At 60.5% G+C, this 25879-nt stretch carries 20 protein-coding genes; 19 read left to right on the plus strand and 1 reads right to left on the minus strand.

What is annotated here, in order from left to right:
- Window positions 1-37: 37 nt before the first annotated feature.
- The 19 genes from CRO06_RS15350 to CRO06_RS15440 all read left to right on the plus strand — a co-directional run bounded on the left by CRO06_RS15350 (window position 38) and on the right by CRO06_RS15440 (window position 24848).
- Window positions 38-1096 (plus strand): phosphotransferase family protein, encoded by a 1059-nt coding sequence (locus CRO06_RS15350; RefSeq protein WP_026948926.1) that lies wholly within the window; start codon window positions 38-40, stop codon window positions 1094-1096.
- A gap of 93 nt (window positions 1097-1189) precedes the next feature.
- Complete coding sequence (gene surE, locus CRO06_RS15355; RefSeq protein WP_022994060.1) at window positions 1190-1960, plus strand: 5'/3'-nucleotidase SurE; 771 nt, start codon at window positions 1190-1192, stop codon at window positions 1958-1960.
- A gap of 305 nt (window positions 1961-2265) precedes the next feature.
- Window positions 2266-3942 carry a long-chain fatty acid--CoA ligase gene (locus CRO06_RS15360; RefSeq protein ID WP_026948925.1) on the plus strand — a complete coding sequence of 559 codons (1677 nt, stop codon included), beginning with the start codon at window positions 2266-2268 and terminating at the stop codon, window positions 3940-3942.
- 267 nt (window positions 3943-4209) lie between these two features.
- On the plus strand, window positions 4210-5073 hold the full coding sequence (locus tag CRO06_RS15365; protein ID WP_022994062.1) for a branched-chain amino acid ABC transporter permease: 864 nt from the start codon (window positions 4210-4212) through the stop codon (window positions 5071-5073).
- Window positions 5073-6128 carry a branched-chain amino acid ABC transporter permease gene (locus tag CRO06_RS15370; protein ID WP_097058806.1) on the plus strand — a complete coding sequence of 352 codons (1056 nt, stop codon included), beginning with the start codon at window positions 5073-5075 and terminating at the stop codon, window positions 6126-6128. Before CRO06_RS15365 ends, CRO06_RS15370 begins: the two co-directional genes overlap by 1 nt.
- Complete coding sequence (locus CRO06_RS15375; RefSeq protein ID WP_022994064.1) at window positions 6121-6888, plus strand: ABC transporter ATP-binding protein; 768 nt, start codon at window positions 6121-6123, stop codon at window positions 6886-6888. The genes CRO06_RS15370 and CRO06_RS15375 overlap by 8 nt, the downstream gene beginning before the upstream one ends.
- The gene (locus CRO06_RS15380) at window positions 6875-7582 is read left to right on the plus strand and encodes an ABC transporter ATP-binding protein (protein WP_022994065.1); all 708 of its coding nucleotides are present in this window, start codon (window positions 6875-6877) and stop codon (window positions 7580-7582) included. The genes CRO06_RS15375 and CRO06_RS15380 overlap by 14 nt, the downstream gene beginning before the upstream one ends.
- 117 nt (window positions 7583-7699) lie before the next feature.
- On the plus strand, window positions 7700-8863 hold the full coding sequence (locus CRO06_RS15385) for an ABC transporter substrate-binding protein (protein ID WP_022994066.1): 1164 nt from the start codon (window positions 7700-7702) through the stop codon (window positions 8861-8863).
- Window positions 8864-9188: 325 nt separating this feature from the next.
- On the plus strand, window positions 9189-11273 hold the full coding sequence (locus CRO06_RS15390; protein WP_022994067.1) for a 3-hydroxyacyl-CoA dehydrogenase NAD-binding domain-containing protein: 2085 nt from the start codon (window positions 9189-9191) through the stop codon (window positions 11271-11273).
- Window positions 11274-11351: 78 nt separating this feature from the next.
- On the plus strand, window positions 11352-12548 hold the full coding sequence (locus tag CRO06_RS15395) for an acyl-CoA dehydrogenase family protein (RefSeq protein ID WP_022994068.1): 1197 nt from the start codon (window positions 11352-11354) through the stop codon (window positions 12546-12548).
- 10 nt (window positions 12549-12558) lie between these two features.
- On the plus strand, window positions 12559-13698 hold the full coding sequence (locus tag CRO06_RS15400; RefSeq protein WP_022994069.1) for an acyl-CoA dehydrogenase family protein: 1140 nt from the start codon (window positions 12559-12561) through the stop codon (window positions 13696-13698).
- Window positions 13699-13849: 151 nt separating this feature from the next.
- Entirely contained in the window at window positions 13850-14878 is a 1029-nt protein-coding gene (locus tag CRO06_RS15405; protein WP_022994070.1) for an NADP-dependent oxidoreductase, read from the plus strand.
- Between the two features lie 337 nt (window positions 14879-15215).
- The gene (locus CRO06_RS15410; protein ID WP_026948923.1) at window positions 15216-16655 is read left to right on the plus strand and encodes a DHA2 family efflux MFS transporter permease subunit; all 1440 of its coding nucleotides are present in this window, start codon (window positions 15216-15218) and stop codon (window positions 16653-16655) included.
- A complete protein-coding gene (locus CRO06_RS15415; RefSeq protein ID WP_022994072.1) occupies window positions 16655-17575 on the plus strand; it encodes a ketopantoate reductase family protein in 921 nt (306 codons plus the stop codon). Before CRO06_RS15410 ends, CRO06_RS15415 begins: the two co-directional genes overlap by 1 nt.
- 146 nt (window positions 17576-17721) lie before the next feature.
- Complete coding sequence (locus CRO06_RS15420; RefSeq protein WP_097058807.1) at window positions 17722-20199, plus strand: TonB-dependent siderophore receptor; 2478 nt, start codon at window positions 17722-17724, stop codon at window positions 20197-20199.
- A gap of 13 nt (window positions 20200-20212) precedes the next feature.
- On the plus strand, window positions 20213-20473 hold the full coding sequence (locus CRO06_RS15425; protein ID WP_022994075.1) for a hypothetical protein: 261 nt from the start codon (window positions 20213-20215) through the stop codon (window positions 20471-20473).
- Window positions 20473-20778, plus strand: coding sequence for a hypothetical protein (locus CRO06_RS15430; protein ID WP_022994076.1), 306 nt, complete (start codon window positions 20473-20475; stop codon window positions 20776-20778). The genes CRO06_RS15425 and CRO06_RS15430 overlap by 1 nt, the downstream gene beginning before the upstream one ends.
- 1 nt (window position 20779) lies before the next feature.
- Window positions 20780-22384 (plus strand): PepSY-associated TM helix domain-containing protein, encoded by a 1605-nt coding sequence (locus tag CRO06_RS15435; protein WP_097058808.1) that lies wholly within the window; start codon window positions 20780-20782, stop codon window positions 22382-22384.
- A 169-nt stretch (window positions 22385-22553) separates the two neighbouring features.
- The gene (locus CRO06_RS15440) at window positions 22554-24848 is read left to right on the plus strand and encodes an NADP-dependent malic enzyme (protein ID WP_026948920.1); all 2295 of its coding nucleotides are present in this window, start codon (window positions 22554-22556) and stop codon (window positions 24846-24848) included.
- Between the two features lie 89 nt (window positions 24849-24937).
- Here the strand turns inward: CRO06_RS15440 and CRO06_RS15445 are convergent, their stop codons facing one another.
- A complete protein-coding gene (locus CRO06_RS15445) occupies window positions 24938-25696 on the minus strand; it encodes a class II aldolase/adducin family protein (protein ID WP_026948919.1) in 759 nt (252 codons plus the stop codon).
- Between the last annotated feature and the right edge of the window lie 183 nt (window positions 25697-25879).

Consider the following 25879-nt stretch of genomic DNA (forward strand, 5'->3'; position numbering starts at 1 on the left):
GTTAGAGGCAAACGCTAAGCGATTTTTGAGGTTCCTTATGGAAGGTCAACCGGAACTGGTGCCGGTCCTTGAGGCCCATCGTTTCGATGAATCCCGTCTGTCCCGGTATCTGGATCAGGCCGGGCTGTTGGCAGGGGCGTTGCGGGTGCAACAGTTCCAGGGCGGACAGTCCAACCCCACCTATCTGCTGGAAAGTGGCGAGCGCCGCTACGTTCTGCGCAAGAAGCCGCCGGGTAAGGTGTTGCCCTCGGCGCATCAGGTGGACCGCGAATACCGGGTGATGAAGGCATTGGGCGAGCATAGCGACGTGCCGGTGCCGACCATGCGTGCTCTCTGCGAGGACGATGACGTCATTGGCACCAGCTTTTACGTCATGGATTTCGTGCCCGGACGGGTATTTTCCGAGCCGCTGCTGGAATGCCTGCCCACTGATCAGCAACGCCGTGCTGTCTATGAGGCCATGGTGGACACGCTGGCCAAGCTGCACAGCGTTGATTACAAGGCCGCTGGTTTGGAGGATTTTGGACGTCCTCAAGGGTATGTGGCACGCCAGGTGAAACGCTGGCGGGCTCAGTACGAGGCCTCGAAGACCGACGACCTGCCGGCCATGGACAACCTGATCGACTGGCTCGAGGAGCACATTCCCGAGGACGACAGTGCCGCCATTGCTCACGGTGACTTCCGCATGGGCAATCTGCTGCTGGCGCCGGATCAGCCGAGGGTAGTGGCGGTGCTGGATTGGGAGCTGGCCACCATTGGTCATCCGCTGGCTGATCTGGCTTACTTCTGTCTGCCATATCATCTGCCCCACGGTATTCAAGGGGTACGCGGTCTGGACGGTCTGGATCTGAGCGAGCGCGGTATTCCCGATGAGCGTGCATTGCTGGAGCGTTACTGTCGCGGTTGTGGCCGCGATGGCATCAGCGACTGGCCGGTATTCCTGGCCTTCGCGCTGTTCCGCACCGCGGCGATCCTGCAGGGGGTTTATGCCCGGGCCCTGCAGGGCAACGCCAGCAATCGTGACGCGTTGGAAGTCGGTAAGCGGGCCGGACTGATGGCCGAGCGCGGCTGGCAAATCGCCCGCATGCACCAATAGCCCGATCGGCGAGCGTCATCATCGCTTCACGCCGGCCGTACAACATTGGCGGCGCGGACGGTAAACAAGAATTCGGACAACACAGGAGCCACCATGAAGCCCTTCCAACGTATCCTTCTTACCAATGACGATGGCATCGACGCCCCCGGTCTGAAAGTGGCCGAGGCGATCGCCGCGGAACTGGCCGAGGAGGTCTGGGTGGTGGCGCCGGAGCATGATCAAAGCGGGGTGGGGCAGAGTATTTCGCTGCACAGTCCTTTGCGGGTATATCATCACGGTGAGCGCCGCTATGCGGTTTCCGGCACGCCGGCGGATTGTGTCCTGTTCGCCATGGCCGAATGGCTGGAGGAAACGCCGCCGGACCTGGTGCTGTCCGGGGTCAACTGCGGCGCCAATCTGAGTGACTCGGTGATGTATTCCGGTACGGTTGGCGCGGTGCTGGCGGCGGCCCATCTGGGGCTGCCCGGCGTGGCCTTGAGCCAGGCGTTTCTGGATCGGGATGCCATTGATTACACGCCAGTGAGCGAGCTGGCGGCGGAGCTGATCCGGCAATTGTGGGAACGTCATGCCGGGGATTGCTGTTGGAACATCAATTTTCCCGATCTGCCGCCGGCGGAGATCAAGGGTAATCGTATCACCCGCCAGGTTCCCGGCAGCATTCGCCGGGCCCGGTTGATGGCTGGCCGCGACGGCCGCAATCTGTCCTATCACTGGCTCTCCTTTGAGCGTGATCCGGATTCCATTGATCACCCGCAATCCGACGTGGTGGCACTGCGTGATGGTCGTGTGTCGGTGATGCCGCTGCGGCCGTCCCGCTGTGATGACGATCTGGCCGATGCATTGTGGGAAAAAGGGGAGTGGTAGGCGGCCTGTCAGATCATTCACCACCGAAAATATGAAACCATATTCCGAAATAGTATTGACGCCCCGCGGGGCGCGTGTCAGATTCTCCGGCTATTCCATTTGGCGGGCCGTGAAGTACGAAAGGGTCTCGACCGCCGAAGGTTAACGACGTTTTCCGAAGCATTTCCGCCCCGGGCGGAAGTGGCGGTTTCGTCGTATCACCTGTTGCCTATGCAGCAACAACAAGCGGGTACCAGCCTCCATAACGCGGGCCCCAAGAAAAAAGTGGCCTTTGTCGCCACAGTCGAATCGTAGGGAGAGTTAGCATGTTTGATCGGCATTTTGCCGTTTGGCCTGAAAACCTGCCGCACCACCTGACCATTCCGGAAACCAGCCTTTGCACCAATCTTGATGTCTCCGCGCTGCGCTATCCGGAAAAACCGGCCATCATTTATTACGACCACACCATCACCTACCGGGAACTGAAGCGCCAGGTCGACGCTCTGGCCGGCTACCTGCAAACATTGGGCGTGGACAAAGGTGACCGCGTCCTGCTGTACATGCAGAACGCTCCTCAATTCATCATCGGTTACTACGCCATTCTGCGCGCCAACGCCATCGTCGTGCCGATCAACCCGATGAACCGCACGGCGGAACTGGAACACTACCTGGAAGATACCCAGGCAACGGTGACGCTGGCGGCGCAGGAGGTGTTCGCCAATATCGCGCCGCTGATCGGCACCCGGCAGCTGCGCCATGTCATCGTGGCGTCCTACAGCGACTATATTGATCCGCAAACCGATCTGGACCTTCCCGCGGAAGTGCGAGCACCGGCGCAGCCTTTGCAAACCGAAGGCGCCATCGCCTGGCGCGACGCCATCGACGCCGGCAAGACCCCCGGAGAATTGCTGGTGGGGCCGGATGACCTGGCGGTGTTCCCCTACAGCTCAGGGACCACTGGCGCTCCCAAAGGCTGCATGCATACCCACCGGTCGGTGATGGCCACCTGTGTGCATGGCGTGGCCTGGCGCTCTGGTGGCGGCAGTGAGGGAATCATCCTCTCCACCCTGCCGTACTTCCATGTCACCGGCATGCAGGGCGCCATGAACGCGCCCATCTACACCGGTGCCTGCATCGTGCTGATGACCCGCTGGGATCGCCGTACCGCGGCTACTCTTATTCAGCGTTATCAGGTCACCAGTTGGACCAACATCGTCACCATGGCCATCGATCTGCTATCCGATCCGGAGGTGGAATCCTTCGATCTGTCCAGCCTGCAGAACATCGGTGGCGGTGGCGCGGCCATGCCGGAAGCGGTCTCCGACAAGCTGTTCAAGCTTACCGGCCTGCGCTATATCGAGGGGTATGGCCTCTCCGAGACCATCGCCGCCACCCACATCAATCCCGCCGAGAAGCCGAAGAAACAGTGCCTTGGCATTCCGGTTTTCGACGTGGATTCCCGCGTCATCGACCAGGACACGGGCAAGGAGCTGGGCGTCGGGGAAGTGGGCGAGATCATTTCCCATGGTCCGCAGATTTTCCAGGGTTACTGGAACCGTCCGGAGGAAACCGAGAAGGCCTTCATTGAACTGGATGGCAAGCGGTTCTTCCGTACCGGTGACATGGGGTACTACGACGAAGAAGGCTATTTCTTCATCGTTGACCGGGTGAAACGCATGATCAATGCGTCAGGCTTCAAGGTCTGGCCCGCCGAAGTGGAAAGTCTGATGTACCGACATCCCGCCATTCAGGAGTGCTGCATCATCTCCGCGCCGCACGAGCGCCGTGGCGAAACCGTGAAAGCTTGTGTGGTTTTGAGCGCCAAGGATAAAGATAACGTCAGCGAGGACGATATCATCACCTGGTGCAAGAATGAGATGGCCGCCTACAAAGTGCCGCAGATCGTCGAATTCCGTGATGAGCTGCCTCGTTCTCCCACCGGCAAGGTGATGTGGCGGGCGTTGCAAGAACAGGAATGGGCGAAGAGCGAAAGCACTTCCTGATCCTTTGAGCAACGGCAATCCCGATGGTGGATTGCCGTTGCTGTTTTCGCACTGCGAAATACTATTCCGAATATTGACGCTTCGGTGAGGTGCTGTTAGCGTCTTGGCTTTCATGCACCATCGTGCATGAAAGTGTGCCGGCGAGAGCGTCCGTACCATAACAACCCAGAAAGTGAAGCGTGCTAATCAGCAGTGGAGAGTGGCGGTGGAGCGTCACTGGATAACTACACAAGGCGCGTTTCATTATTATTATAAGGAGTCGCAGTTTTGGACTTGTTTCTGCAGCAAGTGCTCAATGGCCTGACCCTGGGAAGCATTTACGGCCTGGTTGCCCTGGGCCTGACCCTGGTCTATGGCATTCTCCATGTTCCCAATTTCGCCCACGGTGCGCTGTATATGGTGGGGGCCTATGTGGCTTACTTCACCATGGTGGACCTGGGGCTGAACTACTGGCTGGCGATGATCGCCGCCGGCGCGGTAGTGGCCATCCTTTCCGTTCTTTGTGAGCGTCTCGTCTTTCACCCGCTGCGTCATGCGCCGCCCATTCACGACAAGATCGCCGCCATCGGTATCCTGTTGTTCCTGGAGGCGGTGGTGCAGATGTATTGGGGCGCGGATTTCCGCCGCATGCCCACACCCTATACCGAGATCCTGCATTTCGGCGGTCTCACCATTCCGGCTCAACGTCTGTTGATCATCGCGGGTGCCTTCGGCCTGATGGGCGCCTTGCACCTGTATCTGAAAAAGACCATGACCGGCGCCACCATCATCGCCATGGCGCAAAACCGGGAAGGCGCCTTCCTGGTGGGCATCGACGCCAACCGCGTGGCGATGATGACATTCGCCATCGCCGGCATGCTGGCGGCGGTGGGCGCGACCCTGTTCGCGCCGATCAACCTGGTCTACCCGGCCATGGGGCATCTGCTGATCATGAAGGCCTTCGTGATCATTATTCTCGGTGGTATGGGCAGCATTCCCGGCGCCATCGTCGGTGGTCTGATCATTGGTTTCGCCGAAGCCCTGGGCGGTTTCTATATCTCCAATGAATACAAGGACGTCATCGCCTTCGCGTTGCTGGTGGTGATTTTGTCGGTCAAACCCACCGGGCTGTTCACCAAGGGGGTGCGCTAATGGATCGCCTGATGAATTTCCTGGTCAGCCCGGTGCTGAAATGGGCCTTGCTGGTGTTGGCGGTGGCATTCCCGCTGATCTCCAGTAACGAGTACCACATCTACGTGATGGCCACGGCCTTTATCTGGGCCATCGCCGTTTACGGCATGAACATCATCACCGGTTATTGTGGCCAGCTGAATCTGGCTCATGGCGGCTTTTTCGCCATTGGTGCCTATGTGGTGGCGATCCTGACGGTGGATCACGAGTGGGCGTTCTGGCCGGCGTTCATCGCCGCCGGTCTGGCCGGCGCCATCTTTGGTTTCCTCGTCGGCGTGGTGTCCCTGCGTCTGAAGGAGCATTACTTCGCCATCTTCACGTTGTGCGTGGGCTTCATCATTTACCTGCTACTGGAAAAGTGGGAGGCACTGACACACGGTTCCCTCGGCATTATCAACATCGCCCCGCCGGAAGGGTTTGGTTTCGTGGATTTCACCGAGACCGTGCCGTTCTACTATCTGGTGCTGGCGTTCCTGGTGCTGTCCGTGTGGCTGGTGAGCCGCCTTTCCCGTTCGCTGTTGGGCCGGACTTTTCTGGCCATCCGCATCAGTGACGACCTGGCGCAATCGCTGGGTATCAACCTGATGCGCAACAAAGTCCTGGCGTTTGTGTTGTCCACCGTTTACGCCGCCTCGGCCGGCGCTTTGTACGCTGGTGTGGTGCGTTTCATCGGCCCGGCGGAAGCGGACGTGGTGCATACCTTCGACATGATCACCTACCTGCTGGTGGGCGGCATCGGCACCTTGATGGGGCCGCTGCTCGGCACCCTGGCGATCACCTGGCTGACGCAGATGCTGCAGTCCCTGGAAGAGTACCGCATGATCATCTTCGGCCCGATGCTGGTGATCCTGGTGATCTTCTTCCCGCGCGGTATCGTTGGCGGTTTCCTGACCTGGCGCGGACGTCGCCTGGCCAATAAAGCGTCTCAACAGGATCGGGGCGGGGAATCCCAAGCCTCCGTCCAAACCCCCAGCACGCCCAGCGCGGACAAACAGGAGGCCGGCAACAATGCTTAAGATCAGTAATCTGACCAAGCGTTTCGGCGGCCTGGCGGCGGTCAATAACGTCAGCGTGGAATTTCCCGCCAATCAGGTGAACGCCATCATCGGCCCCAACGGCGCCGGTAAAAGTACTTTCTTCAATCTGGTGGCCGGAGCGATGCCGCCCAGTGAAGGCAAGATCGAATATCAGGGCATGGACATCACCGGCATGGCGCCGGACCGGATTGCCCGTCTCGGCGTGGCGCGGACTTTCCAGACCACCATGCTGTTCGATCAGTCCACCGTGCTGGATAACCTGATCGTCGGTCACCGGCTGCGCACCCAGTCGCGCCTGTGGGACGTGATCATCAACTCCAAGCGTCTGCGTGACGAGGAGAAGAAGTGCCGCTCCCGCGCCGCCGAGGTGCTGGACTTCGTCGGGCTGTCCCATATCGGTCATCGCTACATCGCCGATATCAGCCAGGAAGAACGCAAGCGCGTGGCCTTCGCTTTGGCCATGGCCACGGACCCGGAATTGGTGCTGCTGGACGAACCGGCTGGCGGTATCAACCCCGAGGAGACGGAGAATCTGGCCGACCTGATTCGCAAGATGGTCAAGCACGGCATCACCGTCTGCCTGATCGAGCACAAGATGGACATGATCATGAGTCTGGCGGACAAGATCATGGTGCTGGACCACGGCGAGAAGATCGCCGAGGGAACCCCGGAACAAATCAAGAACGATCCGGTGGTCATCGAGGCTTACCTGGGGAGTGAACAAGATGTTGAAGCTTGAAAACGTCGACGCCAAGTACGATAGCTTCAAGGCCCTGGATAACGTGTCCATGACCGTGGGGCAGGGCGAGCTGGTGGTGCTGCTGGGGGCCAACGGCGCCGGCAAGACCACCTTGTTCAACACCATTAGCGGTCTGCTGAAGCCTTCCGCCGGCAGCATCACCCTGAATGGTGAGGACGTGACCGGACGGCGGCCGTCCGCGCTGGTGCAGGCCGGCGTGGTGCAGTGTCCGGAAGGCCGCAAGCTGTTCCCGGAAATGTCGGTGATGAAGAACCTGGTGTTGGGCGCTTACGTGCATCGCCGCGACAAGGCCGGCATCAAGAAGACCCTGGACCACGTGCTGGAAATGTTTCCGATCCTGGAAGAGAAGAAAAACCAGGCAGCGGGATCGCTCAGTGGCGGCCAGCAGCAGATGGTGGCGATCGGCCGTGCTCTGATGGGGCGCCCGAAGCTGCTGATGCTGGACGAGCCGTCCCTGGGGCTGGCACCGCTGGTGGTCAAGCAGATGTTCGAGACCATCCAGACCATCAACCGCGCGGGCACCACGGTGTTGTTGGCGGAACAGAACGCCTTTGCCGCGTTGAAGATCGCCACCCGCGCCTACGTGATCGAGAACGGTCGCCTGGTAATGGAAGGGGACCGCGACGCCATGCTCGGTAACGAGGCGGTGCGTAAAGCCTATATCGGTGCCTGATCACAATCCGATTAGCGGCCTCTGGCGGCCTCTGCTCGGTGCTTTATGATCGTTAACGTGCGTTAGCGTAATGTGCTACGTCTATAACTGATCCCTACAATAAATGGGAGTGAAGTAATGAAACTGAAGAAAACGTTTGTTCGCCTGGCCACCGCCAGTGCTCTGGTTATGGGTATGGGGGCCGCCAACGCCGCCGAAGTCAACATCGGCTTTACCGGTCCGCTCAGCGGCGGCGCGGCGCTGTATGGTGAGAATACGCTGGAAGGCCTGCGCATGGCGGCCGAGGAAATCAACGCCGCTGGTGGCGTGAAAGTCGGCGGCGAAAGCTACGAAATCAACATCGTTTCCCTGGACGACAAGTATTCCCCGAGCCAGGCGGCGGTGAACGGCAAGCGCCTGGTACAGCAATACAAAACCCCGGCGGTATTTACTCCGCATTCCGGCGGCACCTTTGCTCTGCAGGCCTTCAATCAGCGTGATGGCTTCATCGTCATGTCCTACACCTCGATCCCGTCCGTGACCGAGAAGGGCAACAAACTGACCGTGAAGATTCCGCCGTCCTTCACCGACTACATCGAGCCGTTCTCCAAAATGGCCATGGAAACGTCTGGCAAGAAAGTGGCGGTGGCCAACGCCACCCACGACTACGCCAAGTACTGGACCAAGGCGTTCGTGCCGAAGTGGGAAGCCATGGGCGGTGAAGTGGTCGCTGACAACCCGATGGACTACAACAAGTCCGCGGACTTCTACACTGGTGTAAGCAAGGTGCTGGCGGCCAAGCCGGACGTGCTGTTCATCGGTGGCGCCTCCGAACCCACCGGTCTGGTGGTGCGTCAGGCCCGTGAGCTGGGCTTCAAGGGCAGCTTCATCCTGATGGACCAGGCCAAGATCGATGAAGTGGCGAAAGTGGCCGGTGGTTTGCAGGCGGTGGAAGGTTCCGTGGGTGTCACGCCGCTGGGCAGTTCCGAAATCGAAGGGGCGCGCAAGTTCGTCGAGAAGTACCAGCAGAACCACAAAAACGTGGCCACCTCCGAAACCGCATACAACTACTTCGCCATGCATATGCTGGCGCAAGCCATGCAGGAAGCGGGTTCCGTGGATGACCCGGCCAAGATCCGCGCCGCCATGCCGGCCGCATTGAAAAAGATCCCGGCCGAGTACAACCCTTACGACGTGAACGGCATTTCCGAAAACGGCGCTCTGGAGACCGATGTGCAACTGGCCCAGGTCATCGATGGCAAGGTGGTGCTGCGTCGCCTGTCTGATGTGCTGAGTCAGTAATTTTCCCTAGGTCGTTTCTTCAAGGGCACCCGACGGGTGCCCTTGTCGTTTCCGGCCTATACCCATGGCGTGGTTGGCTCTGTGCCATGGCATGGGTTGGGGGTATGGTATTCAAACCGAATGGTATCGACTGGGACCGGCGACTCGGAATCATCCGCTTCCAAGCCTTGGTCCGATAAATGAAATGATATTCCGAAATAATTGATAATGGGCCGGGTTTTCTTATACTGGGACCCCCCCGGGATCTATCCCGCGCCCGTATTCCCATGGTTTCCGTGATGCTCGTCGTTAAACACGGAGGCCAACCTTTAGGTAAGGAGGAACCATGAGCGAGGTTGTCAGCTACCGCCGTGAAGGCGAAATCGGCGTTATCAGTGTTAATTACCCCCCGGTGAACGCCCTGGGACAAGGGGTGCGCGAGGGCCTGCAGAGCTGTCTGCGGGAAGGGCTGGCGGATGATCAGGCCAAAGCCCTGGTGGTGATTGGTGAAGGCCGTACCTTCCCCGCCGGCGCCGACATTCGTGAATTCGGCAAACCGCCGGCCGGCCCGGCGTTGCCCGATGTGATCAACGAATACGAAAGCAGCGAGAAGCTGGTGATCGCGGCCATCCACGGCACCGCTCTGGGTGGCGGTCTGGAAGTGGCTCTGGGCTGTGACTATCGTGTCGCTCTGGACTCCGCCAAGGTGGGTCTGCCGGAAGTGAAACTGGGCCTGCTGCCCGGTGCCGGTGGTACCCAGCGTCTGCCACGCCTGGTCGGCGCCAAGGCTGCCCTCGACATGATCGTCGGCGGTAATCCGGTGAAAGCCAAGAACGCTCTGGAAATGGGCATCGTTGACGACGTGGTCAGCGGCGACCTGCTGGAAGGCGCTCTGGCCTATGCCCGCAAACTGGTTGCCGACAAAGCGCCGCTGCGCCGCATTCGCGATCTGGACGTACAGACCGAGGAAGCCGATCTGTTCGCCAGCTACGAGAAATCCATCGCCCGCAAACAACGTGGCTTCAAAGCCCCGTTCCACTGCATCAAGGCGGTACAGGCGGCGGTGGAACTGCCGTTCGAAGAGGGCATGAAGCGTGAGCGTGAGTTGTTCGGTGAGCTGCTGGTCAGCTCCGAGTCCGCGGCGCAGCGCCATGTCTTCTTCGCCGAGCGCGAAGTGGCCAAGGTGCCGGGCCTGCCCAAGGACACCCCCAAGCGCGACGTCAACAGCGCCGCGGTGATTGGCGCCGGCACCATGGGCGGCGGCATCGCCATGAACTTCGCCAATGCCGGCATCCCGGTGAAGATTCTGGAAGTGAAGGAAGAGGCCCTGGAGAAGGGCATCGCCATCATTCGCAAGAACTACGAAAACACCGCCAAGAAAGGCCGTCTGACCCAGGAACAGGTGGAGCAGCGCATGGCGCTGATCCAGCCGACCCTGAGCTACGACGATCTCGGCGACGTGGACGTGGTGATCGAGGCTGTGTTCGAGAACATGGACGTGAAGGAAGCGGTGTTCAAGGAGCTGGATCGGGTTTGCAAACCCGGCGCCATCCTCGCCACCAACACCTCCACGCTGGACGTCAACCGCATCGCCAGCTTCACCAAACGTCCGCAGGACGTGATCGGCATGCACTTCTTCAGCCCGGCTAACGTGATGAAGCTGCTGGAAAACGTGCGTGGCGAGAAAACCGCGGACGACGTCATCGCCACCGTGATGGACCTGAGCCGCCGCATTGGCAAGGTTGGCGTCCTGGTCGGTGTCTGCCACGGCTTCGTCGGCAACCGCATGCTGCACAAGCGTCAGGCGGAAGCGGTGCAACTGGTCAATGAAGGCGCCAACCCGGCGCAAGTGGACAAGGTGCTGTTCGATCTGGGCTTCCCCATGGGGCCGTTCGCCATGTCCGATCTGGCCGGCATGGATGTGGGTTACCGTATCCGTGAAGAGCTGCGTAAGGAAAACCCGGAAAACGCGCCGGCGCGTAACTGGACCGATGAGCTGGTGGAAAACGGCCGTATGGGCCAGAAAACCCAGGCCGGCGTGTTTGATTATAAAGAAGGCGACCGTACCCCCGTGCCGTCCGCCGAGGTGGACAAGATCATCGCCAAATTCCGTGAGGAAAATGGCATCGCCACCCGTGAGGTGACGGATCAGGAAATCCTCGAGCGCTGCATGTACGTGATGGTGAACGAAGGCGCCAAAATCCTGGAAGAAGGCATCGCCGCCCGTCCGCTGGACGTGGATGTGATCTGGATCTACGGCTACGGCTTCCCGGTTTACCGTGGCGGCGTACTGTTCTGGGCGGATCAGGTGGGCCTGAAGACGATCTACGACAAAGTCAGCCAGTTCCACCAGGAAACCGGCGATGACGTTTGGAAACCCGCGCCGCTGCTGGAGAAACTGGCCAAAGAAGGCAAGGGCTTCTACAGCTGAAGCAGACAATGAAAATCGCGGCCCCTGGAACGCGGGGCCGCGATGTCAGTGTCGTTGCGAGAACAACGAGAGGACGTTATGGATATTAACTTTACCGCTGAGGAAGCCGCTTTCCGCGATGAGGTCCGCGCCTTCCTGAAAGACAAGCTGCCCGCGGATATTTCCCGCAAGGTCAAGGAACACAAACGCCTTGGCAAGGAAGACACGGTCCGCTGGCAGAAGATTCTCAACGAGCAGGGCTGGCTGGCTCTGCACTGGCCGAAAGAGTATGGCGGTACCGGCTGGAGCCCGATCCAGAAGCACATCTTCGAGGAAGAATGTGCCGAGGCCGGTGCCCCCACCGTGCTTCCGTTCGGCGTCAACATGGTCGCTCCGGTAATCATCAAATTCGGTACCCAGGAGCAGAAGGACTACTACCTGCCGCGTATTCTCAAGAGCGAGGACTGGTGGTGTCAGGGTTACTCCGAGCCGGGCGCCGGTTCCGATCTGGCCAGCCTGAAAACCCGCGCCGTGCGCGAGGGTGATCACTACGTGGTCAATGGCCAGAAAACCTGGACCACCCTGGGGCAGCACGCCGACATGATCTTCTGTCTGGTGCGCACCGACCCGGAGGCGAAGAAACAGGAGGGTATCTCCTTCCTGCTGATCGACATGAACACCCCCGGTATCACCGTGCGCCCGCTGATCACCCTGGACGGCGAGCACGAAGTGAACGAAGTGTTCTTCGACGACGTGAAAGTGCCGGTGGAAAATCTGGTCGGCGAAGAGAACAAGGGCTGGACCTGCGCCAAGTACCTGCTGACCTTCGAACGTACCGGCATCGCCGGCGTCGGCCAGTCCAAGGCTGCCCTGGCGCACCTCAAGCAAGTGGCCGCGCAGCAGATCAGCAACGGCCGCCCGCTGATCGAGGACCCGCATTTCCGCCGCCGCCTGGCCGATGTGGAAATGGAGTTGATGTCCCTGGAAATGACCAACCTGCGTACCGTTGCCGCCGCCGAGGCCGGTGGCGTACCGGGGGCGGAAAGTTCCTTCCTGAAAATCATGGGCACCGAGCTGCGTCAGGAAATCACCCACCTGTTCCGCACCGCCGCCGGTCCTTACGCGCTGCCGTTCCTCAACGAAGCGCTGCACGATGATTTCGACGGCAACTATGTCGGCCCGGAGTTTGCCGCTTCGGTATCCGCCCGCTACTTCAACTTCCGTAAGCTCTCCATTTTCGGGGGCTCCAACGAAATTCAGAAGAACATCATCTCCAAGATGATTCTCGGTCTGTAAGGAGGCGATCATGGATTTCAAACTTAGCGACGAGCAGCGCATGCTCGAAGAGACCGTCGGTCGCCTGGTACGTGATACCTATACCTTCGAGACCCGCAACAAAATCCTGGAATCCGAGCAGGGTTTCAGCGCCGACGTCTGGCAGCAGTTCGCCGAGCTGGGCCTGCTGGGCGTACCGTTCTCCGAGGAAGCCGGTGGCTTCAACGGCGGTGGCGCGGAATTGATGGTGGTGGCGGAAGGCTTCGGCCGTGGTCTGGTGGTGGAACCGTACCTGGCCACCGTGGTGCTGTGCGGCACTCTGGTGGACAAGCTCGGCAGCGACCAGCAGAAAGAAGCCCTGATACCGGCGATCATCGGCGGTGAAACCCGCCTGTCCCTGGCGTTGTATGAGCCGAATAGCCGCTACGAGCACAACCGTGTCACCACCAGCGCCAAGAAAGACGGCGAAGGTTATGTCCTGAACGGCGAGAAGGCCGTGGTCATCAACGGTGACAGCGCCGACCAGCTGGTGGTCATCGCCCGCACCTCCGGTGCCGAGGACGATCGTGACGGTCTCAGCGCCTTCCTGGTGGACGGCAACGCCGCCGGCGTCAGCCGCCGCGGTTACCCGACCATCGATGGTCTGCGTGCCGCCGAAGTCGTCCTCAAGGACGTGAAGGTCGGCGCCGACGCGCTGCTGGGCGCGGAAGGCCAGGCCATTGACGCCCTGGAGGATTCCCTGGCACTGGGTCTGGTGGCTCTGTGCGCGGAAGCGTCCGGCGCCATGGAAGTGGCTTGTGATCAGACCCTGGAATACATCAAGGAACGCCAGCAGTTCGGCGTGCCGATCGGTAAATTCCAGGCGCTGCAACACCGCATGGTGGAAATGCGCATGGAACTGGAAAAAGTGCGCTCCATCACCATGCTCGCCGCCTGCAGCCTGAACGAGTCACGTGAACTGCGTGACAAGCGTCTGGCCGCGGCCAAGGCGCAGGTCGGCAAATCCGGCCGTCGCGTGGCGGAGGAAGCGATCCAGCTGTTCGGCGGCATGGGCATGATGGAAGAAACCCCCATCTCCCACTACGCCAAGCGCATCGTGATGATCGATCATCACCTGGGCGACAGCGAATACCACTTCGGCCGGCTGGAAAGCCTGCTGGACGTGGAGTAAAAAGAAGGGGCGGCCGAGAGGCCGCCTTTTTTTCAGTTAATAGTTAATAGTGAACAGTTAAGCCCCCTGTGGGAGCTTGCCTGCAAGCGAAGGCCTCAACGTTACCTATCAACTATCAATTGATTAAATAATAAAATTCGGGAGAGTTTGTATGACCGTGAATCGCCAGATCATTCTCGCCAAGCGTCCGGAAGGCATGCCGGACGAATCCAACCTGGTTCTGCAGGAGGGCGCCGTGCCGGAGTGTGGTGACGGCCAGGTACTGGTGCGCACCATTTATCTGTCCCTGGACCCATACATGCGTGGCCGCATGAGCGCGGCCAAATCCTACGCCGCCAGCGTCGAGGAAGGCGCGGTAATGGAAGGGGGCACCGTGGGGCAGGTGGTGGAATCCCGCCATCCGGATTTCAATCAGGGTGACTACGTGCTCGGCCGCGGCGGCTGGCAGGAGTACTCCGTGGAACAGGGCAAGGCACTGCGCAAGCTGGATCCGGCGCAAGCGCCGATCAGCACCGCCGTAGGCGTGCTGGGCATGCCCGGTTTCACCGCCTACGCGGGTTTGGAAGAGATTGGCAAGCCGCAGAAAGGCGAAACCGTGGTGGTGTCCGCCGCCGCCGGAGCAGTGGGCCAGGTGGTGGGCCAGATCGCCAAGATGAAAGGGTGCCGGGTGGTCGGCGTGGCCGGTGCCGAGGACAAGTGCCGCCAGGTAGTGGAGGCTTACGGCTTCGATGCCTGCGTCAACTACAAGGATGATGACTTCGAGAAGCAATTGGCCGAAGCGTGTCCCAACGGCATTGACGTTTACTTCGAAAACGTCGGCGGCAAGGTGTTCGACGCGGTGATGGGGCTGGTCAATGATTTTGCCCGGATCCCGGTTTGCGGCCGTATCGCCCACTACAATGACACCGGCCTGCCGCCGGGACCGGATCGTCTGCCCGCGTTCATGGGTAAGATTCTGGTCAAACGGCTGCTGCTCAAGGGCTTCATCCAGTTCGATTACATCCACCGTGCCGCCGACTTCCAGCGCGACATGAGCGCCTGGATTCGCGAAGGCAAGGTGAAGTATCAGGAAGATGTGGTCGAAGGCCTGGAAAACACGGTATCCGCGTTCCAGGGTCTGCTGCAGGGCAAGAACCGTGGCAAGCTGTTGATTCAGGTGGGGGAAGACCCGACCCGCTGATCGCGGCCCGTGAGCCGCTCCTGCAATTGGCATCACGAGGTCCTGTAGGGGAGCGGTCCACGGACCACTAGTGTCCCACGAATTTTGACGGTACTGGCGCATGGCTTCTGAAGCCCGGATCGTCCATTGCCGAGTTGCCCGGCTGTGGGAGCTTGCCTGCAAGCGAATGGGCTTCCGGGCCTCTGGATTCGCTTGCAGGCAAGCTCCCACAGTGGCCTTGTAGCCCTCTCTGAGTTCGTGTTCCCAGCGGCATTGCAGGAATTCAGAAGCCAGAGCGTCAGACTCTGCTGACATTGTGGGACACCAATCGCCCACGGACCGCGATGATGATGTTTTCATGCCCACCATAGAACAACTCTTCGAACGTCATGGTCCCCGCTATCGCTGGCTGGCCACCGCCACCGTCATGCTGGGCACTTTGTCCATGGTACTGACCTCCACCATCATCAACGTGGCGGTGCCGGCGATCATGGACGAGTTTCAGCTCGGCCAGGATCAGGTGCATTGGCTGGCCACAGCCTTTCTAGCCGCCATGACCGTCGGTATGTTGGTGAACGCCTGGTGTCTGGCCCGTTTTGGCTCCCGCCGTACTTTCATCTGCGCCATGGTGATTTTCATCATGGCGTCGGTGCTTGGCGGATTCAGCCAGAACTTCGCGGTGCTGGTGGCGGTACGGGCGGTGCAGGGCGTCATGGCCGGTCTGATACAACCTCATGCCCTGGTCACCATCTTCCAGGTGTTCCCCTGGAACAAGCGTGGGCAGGCCATGGGCATCTACGGCATGGGCGTGGTGCTGGGGCCGGCGGTGGCGCCGGCGCTTGGCGGTATCCTGGTGGACACGCTGTCCTGGCGGGCGGTGTTCTTCGCCGTGTTGCCCAGTTGTTTGCTGGCGCTATTCATGGCATCACGTTTCTTACCTGGCACCGCTCACGCCCGCAATCACCGCCTGGACTGGTTGGGCATTATTCTGCTCGGTGTCGGACTGACCGCATTGTTATGGGCGTTGGCGGGACTGGCCCGGCGCGGCCTGCAGGATCCGGTGTTGCTCACCGCCCTGGTCGGCGGACCGCTGATCATGGGCGTATTCGCCGCTTGGCAGTTCCGCCATCCTTATCCGTTGTTTGATCCGCGGGTGTTTCGTTATCCCGGTTTCGCCGGCGGTTTTTTTGTCGCCATGGTGATGGGGGCCGGGGTGTTCGGCACCACTTACCTGATGCCGCTGTACTTCCAGCAGGTACAGGGCATGACGGCCACGGACGCGGGCTTTATATTGATCCCCGCCGGCATCGCCATGGCGATCATTTTTCCTTTGTCTGGCCATCTTTCCGACCGCCTGCCGGGCGCGGTGATGATCACCACCGGGCTGTTGTTGATGCCGGCGAGTTTGCTGTTTCTGCGGGCGGCGGATATCGGCACCAGCATGGTCTGGTTGATGTTCTGGGTCGCTTTGGGGCGGGTGGCGCTGGGATTGATGATGCCGCCGGTGAATACCGGATCGCTGGCACTGCTGCCGGCGGAAATGATTCCGCAGGGATCCGGAGTGGTGAATTTCGCCCGCCAGATCGGAGGCGCTCTGGGCGTGAACCTGAGTGCTATTTGCGTACAATTTTTCAGTGACCGTCACTGGCATGCTCACCCGGAAGCGGGCCACCCTCACGCTTTCGAAGTCGGTTTTGACGACGCCTTTTTGATTACGGCGTCGCTGTTCATTCTGGCGCTGTGGCCGCTCGCGCGAATGTCGCGCGGACAGCGCCTTAAACGCACGGAGACCTCATAATGAGTCAACAACCCCATGTTCTGATCATCGGTGCCGGCGCCATTGGCAGCTTCTACGGTGCCATTCTCAAGCGCGCTGGCTGTACCGTAAGCGCCGTGGTGCGTTCCGAGTACGAGGCTATCCGCGACGGTGGTTTTCAGTTCGAGAGCCCGCTGGGGGATATTTCCTGGCGACCGGATCATCTGTATCGGGACGGCGATCAGGCCGACAGCCAGCCGGACTATGTCATTCTCGCCACCAAGGTACTGCCGAACTCGGACCGCGCCGCGCTGATCCGCCCGTGGCTGGGGGAGGATACCGGTATCGTGTTGATTCAGAACGGCCTGGATATCGAGCGGGAACTGGCCGAGGCCTTCCCCAATAACCCGATCATCAGCTGTCTGGCGTTTATCGCGGTCAGCCGGGTGGCGCCGGGCCAGATCAAACACAACGCCTACGGCCGTCTGGTCATGGGGCGTTTCCCGGAAGGTATCGACGAACATTGTTCGCGGTTGCGGGATCTGTTCGTGGAAGGCGGCATCGACATCAAGCTCACCGAACAGGTGGTGGGCGAACGCTGGCTCAAGTGCGTCTGGAACACCCCCTTCAATCCGCTATCGGTGCTGGCCAACGGCGCCGACACCTACACCATCCTGGACACTCCGGGCGGCGAACAGCTGATCCGGGACCTGATGGCGGAGGTCATGGCGGTGGCCGAAGCCGACGGCCACCCGCTGCCATCGCACCTGCCTGACAGCAATATCGCCGGCACCCGAAAAATGCCGGCCTATAAAAACAGTATGGCGCTGGATTACCTCAACGACCGTCCCATCGAGCTGGACGCCATCCTTGGTAATGTGGTGGCCATTGCCCATCGCCTGAACGTTCCGGTGCCGCGTCTGGAAACCGTCCTGGTGACTCTGCGCATGCGTCAGGGCTGATCGAAAGCGCGCATCGCGGCTCATGAGCCGCGATGCCGCATGTCTCCCGTATCGCTTTGTTGTTGATGAGAATCAATACCATCTATACAATCGAGAATTATTATCAACCGTTAATGATTCTTCCGGATTGATCTCAGGACACATCAATGCGTATATGGCGTTTTCCGGCGGCCACTGGTGGCGCCGTTTTATTGTCTTTTGCCTGTTGTCTCAGCCTGGCTGCCGGCGCCGTATCGGCGCAATCCACCGAACCCTCCCACAATCATCAGCACCAACGCGTGCGGATCGCGCTGCCGGCGCAAAAACTCGGCGCCTCCCTGGCCGCGTTGTCCCGCCAGACCGGCGTTGAGATTCACTATCCCGCCGGTGCCGAGGATGAAGTCGGCAATGCCGTCAACGGCACCATGTCGTTTGATCAGGTTCTGCGCACGCTGTTGGCGGGCTCCGGGCTTACCTACAACTTCACGGAAAATGGCGTGGAAGTAGGGCGGCGGGGCGAGCCTCACCGGATCGAGGCGGTTGAGGTCACCGCGGACACGCCGATGGAGGAATACGCCTGGGGCGCGGCGAGCATGGGTTATCTGGCCACGCATACCGGAACCGCTTCTAAAACGGATGCCGCGATCGTGGAAATACCACGCTCGATCTCGGTGGTGACCCGACAAGAGATGGAGGACCGGGGAGCAAACAGCGTCATGGATGCAATGACGTACTCCGCGGGGGTAAGTACCGAGCTTCAGGGGATAGACAGCCGGGTGGATGACATCAGGATCCGTGGTTTCGATGCCAGCAGTTGGAGCAACAATATGTATCTCGACGGGCTGCGGTTACCGAGGGGCGGACAATGGACCACAGCGCAGGTAGACGCCTATGGTTTGGAAAGAGTAGAAGTGCTGAAGGGACCTGCCGCCGTGCTATATGGGCAGGTCACGCCTGGCGGGTTGGTGAATATGGTTGCGAAGCGGCCCTCCTTTGATCATCGGAATGAGGTGATACTCAGTGGCGGCAGCTTTAATCAATACGAAGGGGCTTTTGATCTCGGCGGATCGCTGGATGAGAGCGGCAACTGGCTGGGGCGATTGGTAGGCAGCTATAACGACGGTGACGCCCAGGTGGACGAGACCGAGTTGAGCCGCACCTACATTGCCCCCAGCGCCACCTGGTTTGTAAACGACAGCACCGATATTACTTTCCTTAGCTACTATCAGAAGGACGAGGGTGGCTCCACGTTTCAGTTCTTGCCCGTTCAGGGCCTGCTTTACCCGACACCTTACGGCTACATTGACCGTGATACCTTTCTTGGTGAGCCGGATTGGAACACCTATGATCGCGAGCAGTGGGCCATTGGCTATGATCTGAACCATACATTCAATGATGTCTGGTCGTTCCGCCAGAACGCCAAGTACAGCTACGTGGACACATTGTTCCGCACTGTGGTTTCCAATCCTCGCACCACCGTGGGCAACGGTGGTTTGAACAGCAACAACCGGACTTTTCCACGTCGAGGTGTGAAAGGCGCGGGTGAGCTGCGGGAAGTGGCGGTGGACAATCAGTTCAAAGCGGCTTTCTCCACCGGGCGTCTGCGCCACGACCTGGTGTTCGGTCTGGATTACCTGCGCACCCACTGGGACCATACCCGCTACAGTGTGACCGCCACCATTGATGACATCGACGTGTTTGATCCGGTGTATTCAGGTGCCGCGGGTTTTGAAGACAGCCTGATGGTGCAGATCGACGAAGAAAACGTGGAGCGCCAAACCGGCTTGTATATTCAGGATATGATTGCCCTGGATAACTGGCGTTTCATGTTCGGTGTACGCCATGATCAGTTCAAGGTGGATGCATTGGAAGACGAGGATTCCAGTGATGATGACGCCTTTACCTGGCAAACCGGCGCCACCTACTTGTTAGAGAACGGTCTGGCCCCCTATCTGAGTTACGCCACCTCATTCGAACCGGTTAGCGGGCAGGACTCCTCGCGAAGCGCTTTTGAACCTTCCGAAGGTGAACAGTATGAAGCGGGCTTGAAATACCAGCCTCCGCGCAGCAACAGCATGATCACGATTTCCGCTTTTGATTTGCGCCAGACCAATCTGGTGGTTACCGATATCAGTCCGCCGGCCGGCGCGCCGTGCGAGGCGGTCAACAGTTGCCAGCGCCAGACCGGTGAAACCCGCACACGTGGTGCCGAGCTGGAAGCAAAAATGTGGAACGAAAGCGGGCTAAGCGTGACCGCCAGCTACACATATCTGGATACCGAAGTCACTGACGGTGAAGAGGGGGAGGAGGGCAACGAGAAGCCGTTGGCGCCGCGCAATATGGCGAATCTCTGGCTGGACTATAAGTGGCGTGAAGGGGCGCTGGCTGGCTTTGGGCTCGGTGTCGGTGCCCGCTATACCAGCGACCTTTATGGCGACGCGGAAAACAATTATCGGGTGGACAGCTATGTGTTGTACGACGCGTCTCTGCGCTATGACATGAGCTATCTCGGGTTGCCCGGTGTGAGCGTCGCGTTGACGGGGCGGAACCTCAAGGATGAGCGCTACCTGACCTACTGTACCCAGTACGGCTGCTCCTACGGCTCCGCCCGCAACATCACCGCCAGCGTCAAATACCGTTGGTGACCGGGGTGATGAAATGACGGTTTCGATTTGCCTGTTGTTGAGTGTTGCCGGGAGCGTGTTGGTGTACCTGCGCTCACCCAATCAGCGGTGGCTGGCGCGGCCGCTGGCTGGTATCGGCTGGCGGGCTCTGTCGTGGGCGCTGTTGTTGCTGTCCTGGCCGGCATGGATGGTGACGCTGGACGCCAAGGCAGGGTTCTTCGCCGCTCTGACCGTGCTCATGCTGTTGCTCGGCACCTTGCCGTTGCTGTCACTGCTCAAGGAGGGGCGCGCCTGATGGCCAAGCCGAAACGACCGCCGATTCAACCGCATTGGTGGAGCAAGACTCTGGCCGGCGGCGTGCTCGGATTCACCCTGGCCCTGGCACTGATGGGGCTGTTCGCCTGGCTCGGGCCGGGCGGCATCGAAGCCCCGAACAAGGTGCAATTCAATATGTGGGTGGTACCGGTGATCTGGATGGCGGTGTTCGCTTTCGTCTATCTGTTTCGCACCGGCCTGCGTGCCTGGTTGTGGCTGGGAGCCGCCAATATGGCGGCTTTTTCCGCCTTGGCGGTGGTGCGTGTGATCATGGAGGGCGGCTGATATGCGTAGCGACGTAATACGGACTTACAAGACGCTGCACACCTGGACCGGACTGATCGCCGGCATGATGCTGTTCATCGGCTTTTACGCCGGCGCCTTGACCATGTTCAAGGCGCAACTGGATCGCTGGGCGTCGCCGCCGGTGGCGGAGCAGGGCGAGTGGCGGTGGACCGGGGAGCAACGCTGGCCGGAGCTGATCGGTGCGGTGCTGCGGGCCCATCCGGAAGCGGCCCGGAGCTTCACCTTGCACCTGCGGCAAAGTGAGAGCGCGCCGGTGCCCCTGACCTGGCAGCAGCAGGGCGGTCGGCACCTTCCCGGTGTCACCGGACGGGCCTCGCTGGACGGCGACGGCACTCTGCGGACGGCGTCCTACCAACCTTCGGCCATGGCCGAACTGATCGATCTGCTGCACCAGACCGGCGGCGTTCCCGGACAGGGGCATCATTACTTCGGTGTCTATGTCATGGGAGTGGTCTGCGTTCTCTATGTGCTTGCGCTGGTGTCCGGCGTGATCGTGTTGCTGCCCACGCTGATCAAGGATTTCTTCGCCCTGCGACCGGGTAAGAACCGCAAACGGTTCTGGCTCGATGCCCATAACGTGGTGGGTATCACCAGCCTGCCGTTTCATCTGGTCATCGGTCTGACAGTGATTGTGTTTGCTTTCCACGATCAGATTTACGATGGCCTGGGCAAGGTGGCGTACGGAGACCGGCCGCTGTTTTCCAGGCCGGCGCCATCCGATGACGGTATCCCCCGGCAGGTGGACAATCTGGTGGCGCCGGCAACACTGCTGGCCACGGTGCGGAACTATGATCCTGACTTCGAGCCCCGGGAAATGATGTACTCCGATGTGCTTGGTCCACGGGCCTCGGTGCGTATCGCCGGTGAAAATCCGGCGCACATGGTGCGCGGCGCGGATCGGGGTTTCGTCGAGCTCAATCCCTATACCGGCGAGATCACCGATACCGATTACATGCCGGGCCATGAGGATCCCTGGGTGGATATCATCACCACCTTTTTCGGCCTGCACTTTGGCAATTTTGGTGGCCCCCTGATGCGCTGGATTTATGTGCTAATGGGGCTGGGTGGGGCCTTTCTGTTTTACAGCGGTAATTTATTGTGGGTGGAAACCCGCCGCCGCAAACAACGCCGCAATGAGGCACCGGTGTCCCAGCGCCGCACCACCGAACTGATGGCGGCGGCCACCGTGGGCGTCTGTTGGGGCTGTGTGGCGGCTGTCTCCGCCGCCATGGTGGTGGGCAAATGGGTGAACGGACTGGTGGCGGACAGCAACGCCTGGTACCCGGGCGTCTACTATGCCGTCTTCCTGGCCAGCGTGGGCTGGGCGTTCTGGCGCGGCGCCGCCCGCGCGGTGGTGGAACTGCTGTGGTTGGCGGCGCTGACCACTCTGGCGATTCCTCTGACCGGGTTGCTGGCGCTGACGCTGCCCTCCCTGCCGCCCTGGCTGCATACCGCTCCGGCGACGTTGGCGGTGGAAGGGACGGCCCTGATTGCGGCGGTGCTGTTGATGCTGGCGGCGAGGCGTACCGCCCGGCGGGTGAGGCAGGGGCCAGCGGACAGCGTCTGGGCGGCACCGGTGGGCTGAATCCTGGCCGGGCTTTCCAGGAAGGATTGACCAAACCGAATTGTAACAGTTGGCGAAATGTAACAGTTTGGTGGGTTCCAGAGGCTTTACTCCCTAGTGTGATGCCGGTGGGGAGCAGTACACTGGTTCGCACAATCTTCCCAGGAAAGACCATTAAGGAGACCTGACCTTGGCCACCGACAGCCGTCGTGCTGCACTCGATTACCACGAATTCCCCGTTCCCGGCAAAACCGCCGTCGTCGCCACCAAACCACTGACCAACCAGAGTGATCTGGCGCTGGCTTACTCGCCCGGCGTGGCCGCCGCTTGCGAAGAGATCGTCGACGATGCCAACAACGTGTTCCGTTACACCGGGCGCGGCAATCTGGTGGGGGTGATCAGTAATGGCAGCGCGGTACTGGGGCTGGGCAACATTGGTGCCCTGGCGTCCAAGCCGGTGATGGAAGGCAAGGCGGTCTTGTTCAAGAAGTTCGCCGGCCTCGATGTCTTCGATATTGAGATCAACGAAAGCGACCCGGACAAACTGGTGGAGATCATCGCCGCTCTGGAACCGACTTTCGGCGGCATCAACCTGGAAGACATCAAGGCGCCGGAGTGTTTTATCGTTGAGCGCAAACTGCGTGAACGCATGAGCATTCCGGTATTCCATGACGATCAGCACGGCACCGCCATTACCGTCAGCGCCGCCTTCATCAACGGTCTCAAGGTGGTGGGCAAGCCCATCGATCAGGTCAAGGTGGTCACTTCCGGTGCCGGTGCCGCGGCGCTGGCGTGCCTGGATCTGATGGTGGATCTGGGCCTGCCGCAGGAAAACATCTGGGTCACCGATATCGAAGGCGTGGTGTATCAGGGGCGCGAAGTGCTGATGGATCCGGACAAGGCCCGCTACGCTCAACCCACCGACGCACGCACCCTGGGCGAGGTAATCGACGGTGCCGATGTGTTCCTCGGTCTGTCCGCCGGCGGTGTGCTGAAGCCGGACATGGTGCAGCGCATGGCGGCCCGTCCGCTGATTCTGGCGCTGGCCAATCCGAGCCCGGAAATCCTGCCGGAAGACGCCAAGGCGGTGCGTGATGATCTGGTCATGGCCACTGGCCGTTCCGATTACCCGAACCAGGTCAATAACGTCCTCTGTTTCCCCTATATTTTCCGGGGCGCGCTGGACGCTGGTGCCACCACCATCACCCGGGAAATGGAAAAAGCGGCGGTATACGCCATCGCCGGTCTCGCGCAGGAAGAGCAGAACGAGGTGGTGGCCGCCGCCTATGGCACCTATGACATCAGTTTCGGGCCAGAGTACCTGATTCCGAAACCGTTCGATCCACGCCTGATCGTGCGTATCGCACCGGCGGTGGCGAAAGCGGCCATGGCCGACGGCGTCGCCACCCGGCCGATCGCCGATCTGAACGCCTACGCCGAACAGCTGGAGCGCTTCGTCTACCACTCCGGCGCCTTCATGAAGCCCTTGTTCTCCGCCACCAAGGCGCTGGTGCGCGACGGCGGCAAGGCCCGCATCGTGTTCACCGAGGGCGAGGAAGAGCGGGTGCTGCGCGCGGTGCAAGTTGTGGTGGATGAAGGGTTGGCGTTCCCGATTCTGGTGGGCCGCCCGGAAGTGCTGGCCATGCGCATCGAGCGCTACGGGCTGCGCCTGCGTCTCGGCGAGGATGTGGAAGTCACCAATCCGGAGCAGGATGAACGTTTCCACCGCTACTGGAACGAGTATTGGGAAAAACTTTGCCGCCAGGGTGTCACCAAGGAAGTGGCCCGTACCGAGATGCGCCGCCGCATGACGTTGATCGGTGCCATGATGGTGCACCTGGGTGAGGCCGATGGCATGGTCTGCGGGACCGTGGGCCGGTTCGCCGAGCACCTGCGCTTTGTCGATCAGGTTATCGGCCGTAAGGAAAACGCCCGTACCTATGCGGCGATGAATGTGCTGTTACTGCCGGAGCGCACGGTTGCGGTGGTGGATACCCACGTCAACGAGGACCCCTCCGCCGAACAGATCGCCGAGTTCACGGTGGCCGCCGCCGAGGAAATGCGGCGCCTGAATCTGGAACCGAAGGCGGCGTTGTTGTCGCGCTCCAATTTTGGTTCCGAACGTTGCGCCGCCAGCGAGAAAATGCGTCAGGCGCTGGCGCTGATCCGTGAGGCGGCTCCGGAACTGGAAGTGGATGGGGAAATGCACGGCGACGCCGCGCTGGAGGAATCGATTCGTCAGGGCATCCTGCCGGATTCCACTCTGAAAGGATCGGCCAATCTGCTGGTCTGTCCCAACGGCGATTCCGGCAACATCGCTTACAACCTGTTGAAAACCGCCGCTGGCAGCAACGTGGCGGTGGGACCGTTCCTGCTCGGCGTCAACGCGCCGGTGACCATTCTGACTTCCAGCGCCACGGTACGGCGCATCGTCAACATGGCGGCGCTCACCGTGCTGCGCGCCAATCTGGAAGGGAAGGGGTAGGGCAACCAGAACCATCGCTGTAAGGCAGCTTCCCACAGCAGCGGACTCCGAAGCCGCTCTGTGGGAGCTTGCCTTGCAGGCGAATTCTTTTAGCGCGCGTAGTCGCTGCCGGCGCGTTCCAGCTTGCGCAGCAGGGCCGGCCAGGTCAGCTTGCTGGCCATGCCCAGGCTCTTGGACTGATCGGAGGTAGTGGCGATGGCTTCGGCGGAAGGCTGGTAAGTCTCACCCTGAGCCATGGCGCGCACCTGGATCTCGCAGCCCTTCATCAGGAAGTACATGTAGGTGAAGGCTTCACCCACATCCTTGCCCACACTCAGAGTGCCGTGGTTGCGCAGCAGCATCAGGTTCTTGTCGCCGAGATCCTTCACCAGACGCTCGCGCTCGTCCAGGTTCAGAGCCACACCTTCAAAATCGTGATAGCTCAGATGGTCCAGACACAGCATGGCGGTCTGGCTCAACGGCAGCAGGCCGTTCTTGTGCGCGCTCACGGCGACACCGTCGGCGGCATGCAAGTGCAACACCGCACCGGCTTCCTCGCGGGCCATGTGCACGGCGCTGTGGATGGTGAAACCGGCCGGGTTGACCCGGTTGGTGGCGCCGGGATCGACGATTTCGCCATCCTGGTCCACTTTCACCAGGGAGGAGGCGGTGATCTCATCGAACAACATACCGTACGGATTGATCAGAAAGTGATGCTCCGGTCCCGGTACACGGGCGGACAGGTGAGTGAACACCAGATCTTCCCAGCCGTAGAGCGCGACCAAACGATAAGCGGCGGCCAGGTCCTTGCGAACTTCCCACTCGGCTTCGGTCATTTGCGGCCGGGCGGTGGCGGTGGCTTGAGACATTGCGGCACCTCATTATTATGAAATTGCGTTTCGGGAATATATCAGGGCAGGGCGGCGGCGGCCATACCATGGGGTAGGGAAGAGAGGGTGTCCCAACTCGCGGACATTAACATCAAAAGTGGCTACAAGGCCGCTGTGGGAGCTTGCCTGCAAGCGAATTGGGCGCGTTACCCATGATTCGCT

The sequence above is a fragment of the Alloalcanivorax xenomutans genome (assembly GCF_900217905.1).
Classification (GTDB): Bacteria; Pseudomonadota; Gammaproteobacteria; order Pseudomonadales; family Alcanivoracaceae; genus Alloalcanivorax; species Alloalcanivorax xenomutans.

Coding starts and splice junctions, on each gene's coding strand:
- CRO06_RS15350 (WP_026948926.1), top strand. CDS start 38: ATGGAAGGTCAACCGGAACTGGTGCCGGTCCTTGAGGCCCATCGTTTC.
- surE (WP_022994060.1), top strand. CDS start 1,190: ATGAAGCCCTTCCAACGTATCCTTCTTACCAATGACGATGGCATCGAC.
- CRO06_RS15360 (WP_026948925.1), top strand. CDS start 2,266: ATGTTTGATCGGCATTTTGCCGTTTGGCCTGAAAACCTGCCGCACCAC.
- CRO06_RS15370 (WP_097058806.1), top strand. CDS start 5,073: ATGGATCGCCTGATGAATTTCCTGGTCAGCCCGGTGCTGAAATGGGCC.
- CRO06_RS15375 (WP_022994064.1), top strand. CDS start 6,121: ATGCTTAAGATCAGTAATCTGACCAAGCGTTTCGGCGGCCTGGCGGCG.
- CRO06_RS15380 (WP_022994065.1), top strand. CDS start 6,875: ATGTTGAAGCTTGAAAACGTCGACGCCAAGTACGATAGCTTCAAGGCC.
- CRO06_RS15385 (WP_022994066.1), top strand. CDS start 7,700: ATGAAACTGAAGAAAACGTTTGTTCGCCTGGCCACCGCCAGTGCTCTG.
- CRO06_RS15390 (WP_022994067.1), top strand. CDS start 9,189: ATGAGCGAGGTTGTCAGCTACCGCCGTGAAGGCGAAATCGGCGTTATC.
- CRO06_RS15395 (WP_022994068.1), top strand. CDS start 11,352: ATGGATATTAACTTTACCGCTGAGGAAGCCGCTTTCCGCGATGAGGTC.
- CRO06_RS15400 (WP_022994069.1), top strand. CDS start 12,559: ATGGATTTCAAACTTAGCGACGAGCAGCGCATGCTCGAAGAGACCGTC.
- CRO06_RS15405 (WP_022994070.1), top strand. CDS start 13,850: ATGACCGTGAATCGCCAGATCATTCTCGCCAAGCGTCCGGAAGGCATG.
- CRO06_RS15410 (WP_026948923.1), top strand. CDS start 15,216: ATGCCCACCATAGAACAACTCTTCGAACGTCATGGTCCCCGCTATCGC.
- CRO06_RS15415 (WP_022994072.1), top strand. CDS start 16,655: ATGAGTCAACAACCCCATGTTCTGATCATCGGTGCCGGCGCCATTGGC.
- CRO06_RS15420 (WP_097058807.1), top strand. CDS start 17,722: ATGCGTATATGGCGTTTTCCGGCGGCCACTGGTGGCGCCGTTTTATTG.
- CRO06_RS15425 (WP_022994075.1), top strand. CDS start 20,213: ATGACGGTTTCGATTTGCCTGTTGTTGAGTGTTGCCGGGAGCGTGTTG.
- CRO06_RS15430 (WP_022994076.1), top strand. CDS start 20,473: ATGGCCAAGCCGAAACGACCGCCGATTCAACCGCATTGGTGGAGCAAG.
- CRO06_RS15435 (WP_097058808.1), top strand. CDS start 20,780: ATGCGTAGCGACGTAATACGGACTTACAAGACGCTGCACACCTGGACC.
- CRO06_RS15445 (WP_026948919.1), bottom strand. CDS start 25,696: ATGTCTCAAGCCACCGCCACCGCCCGGCCGCAAATGACCGAAGCCGAG.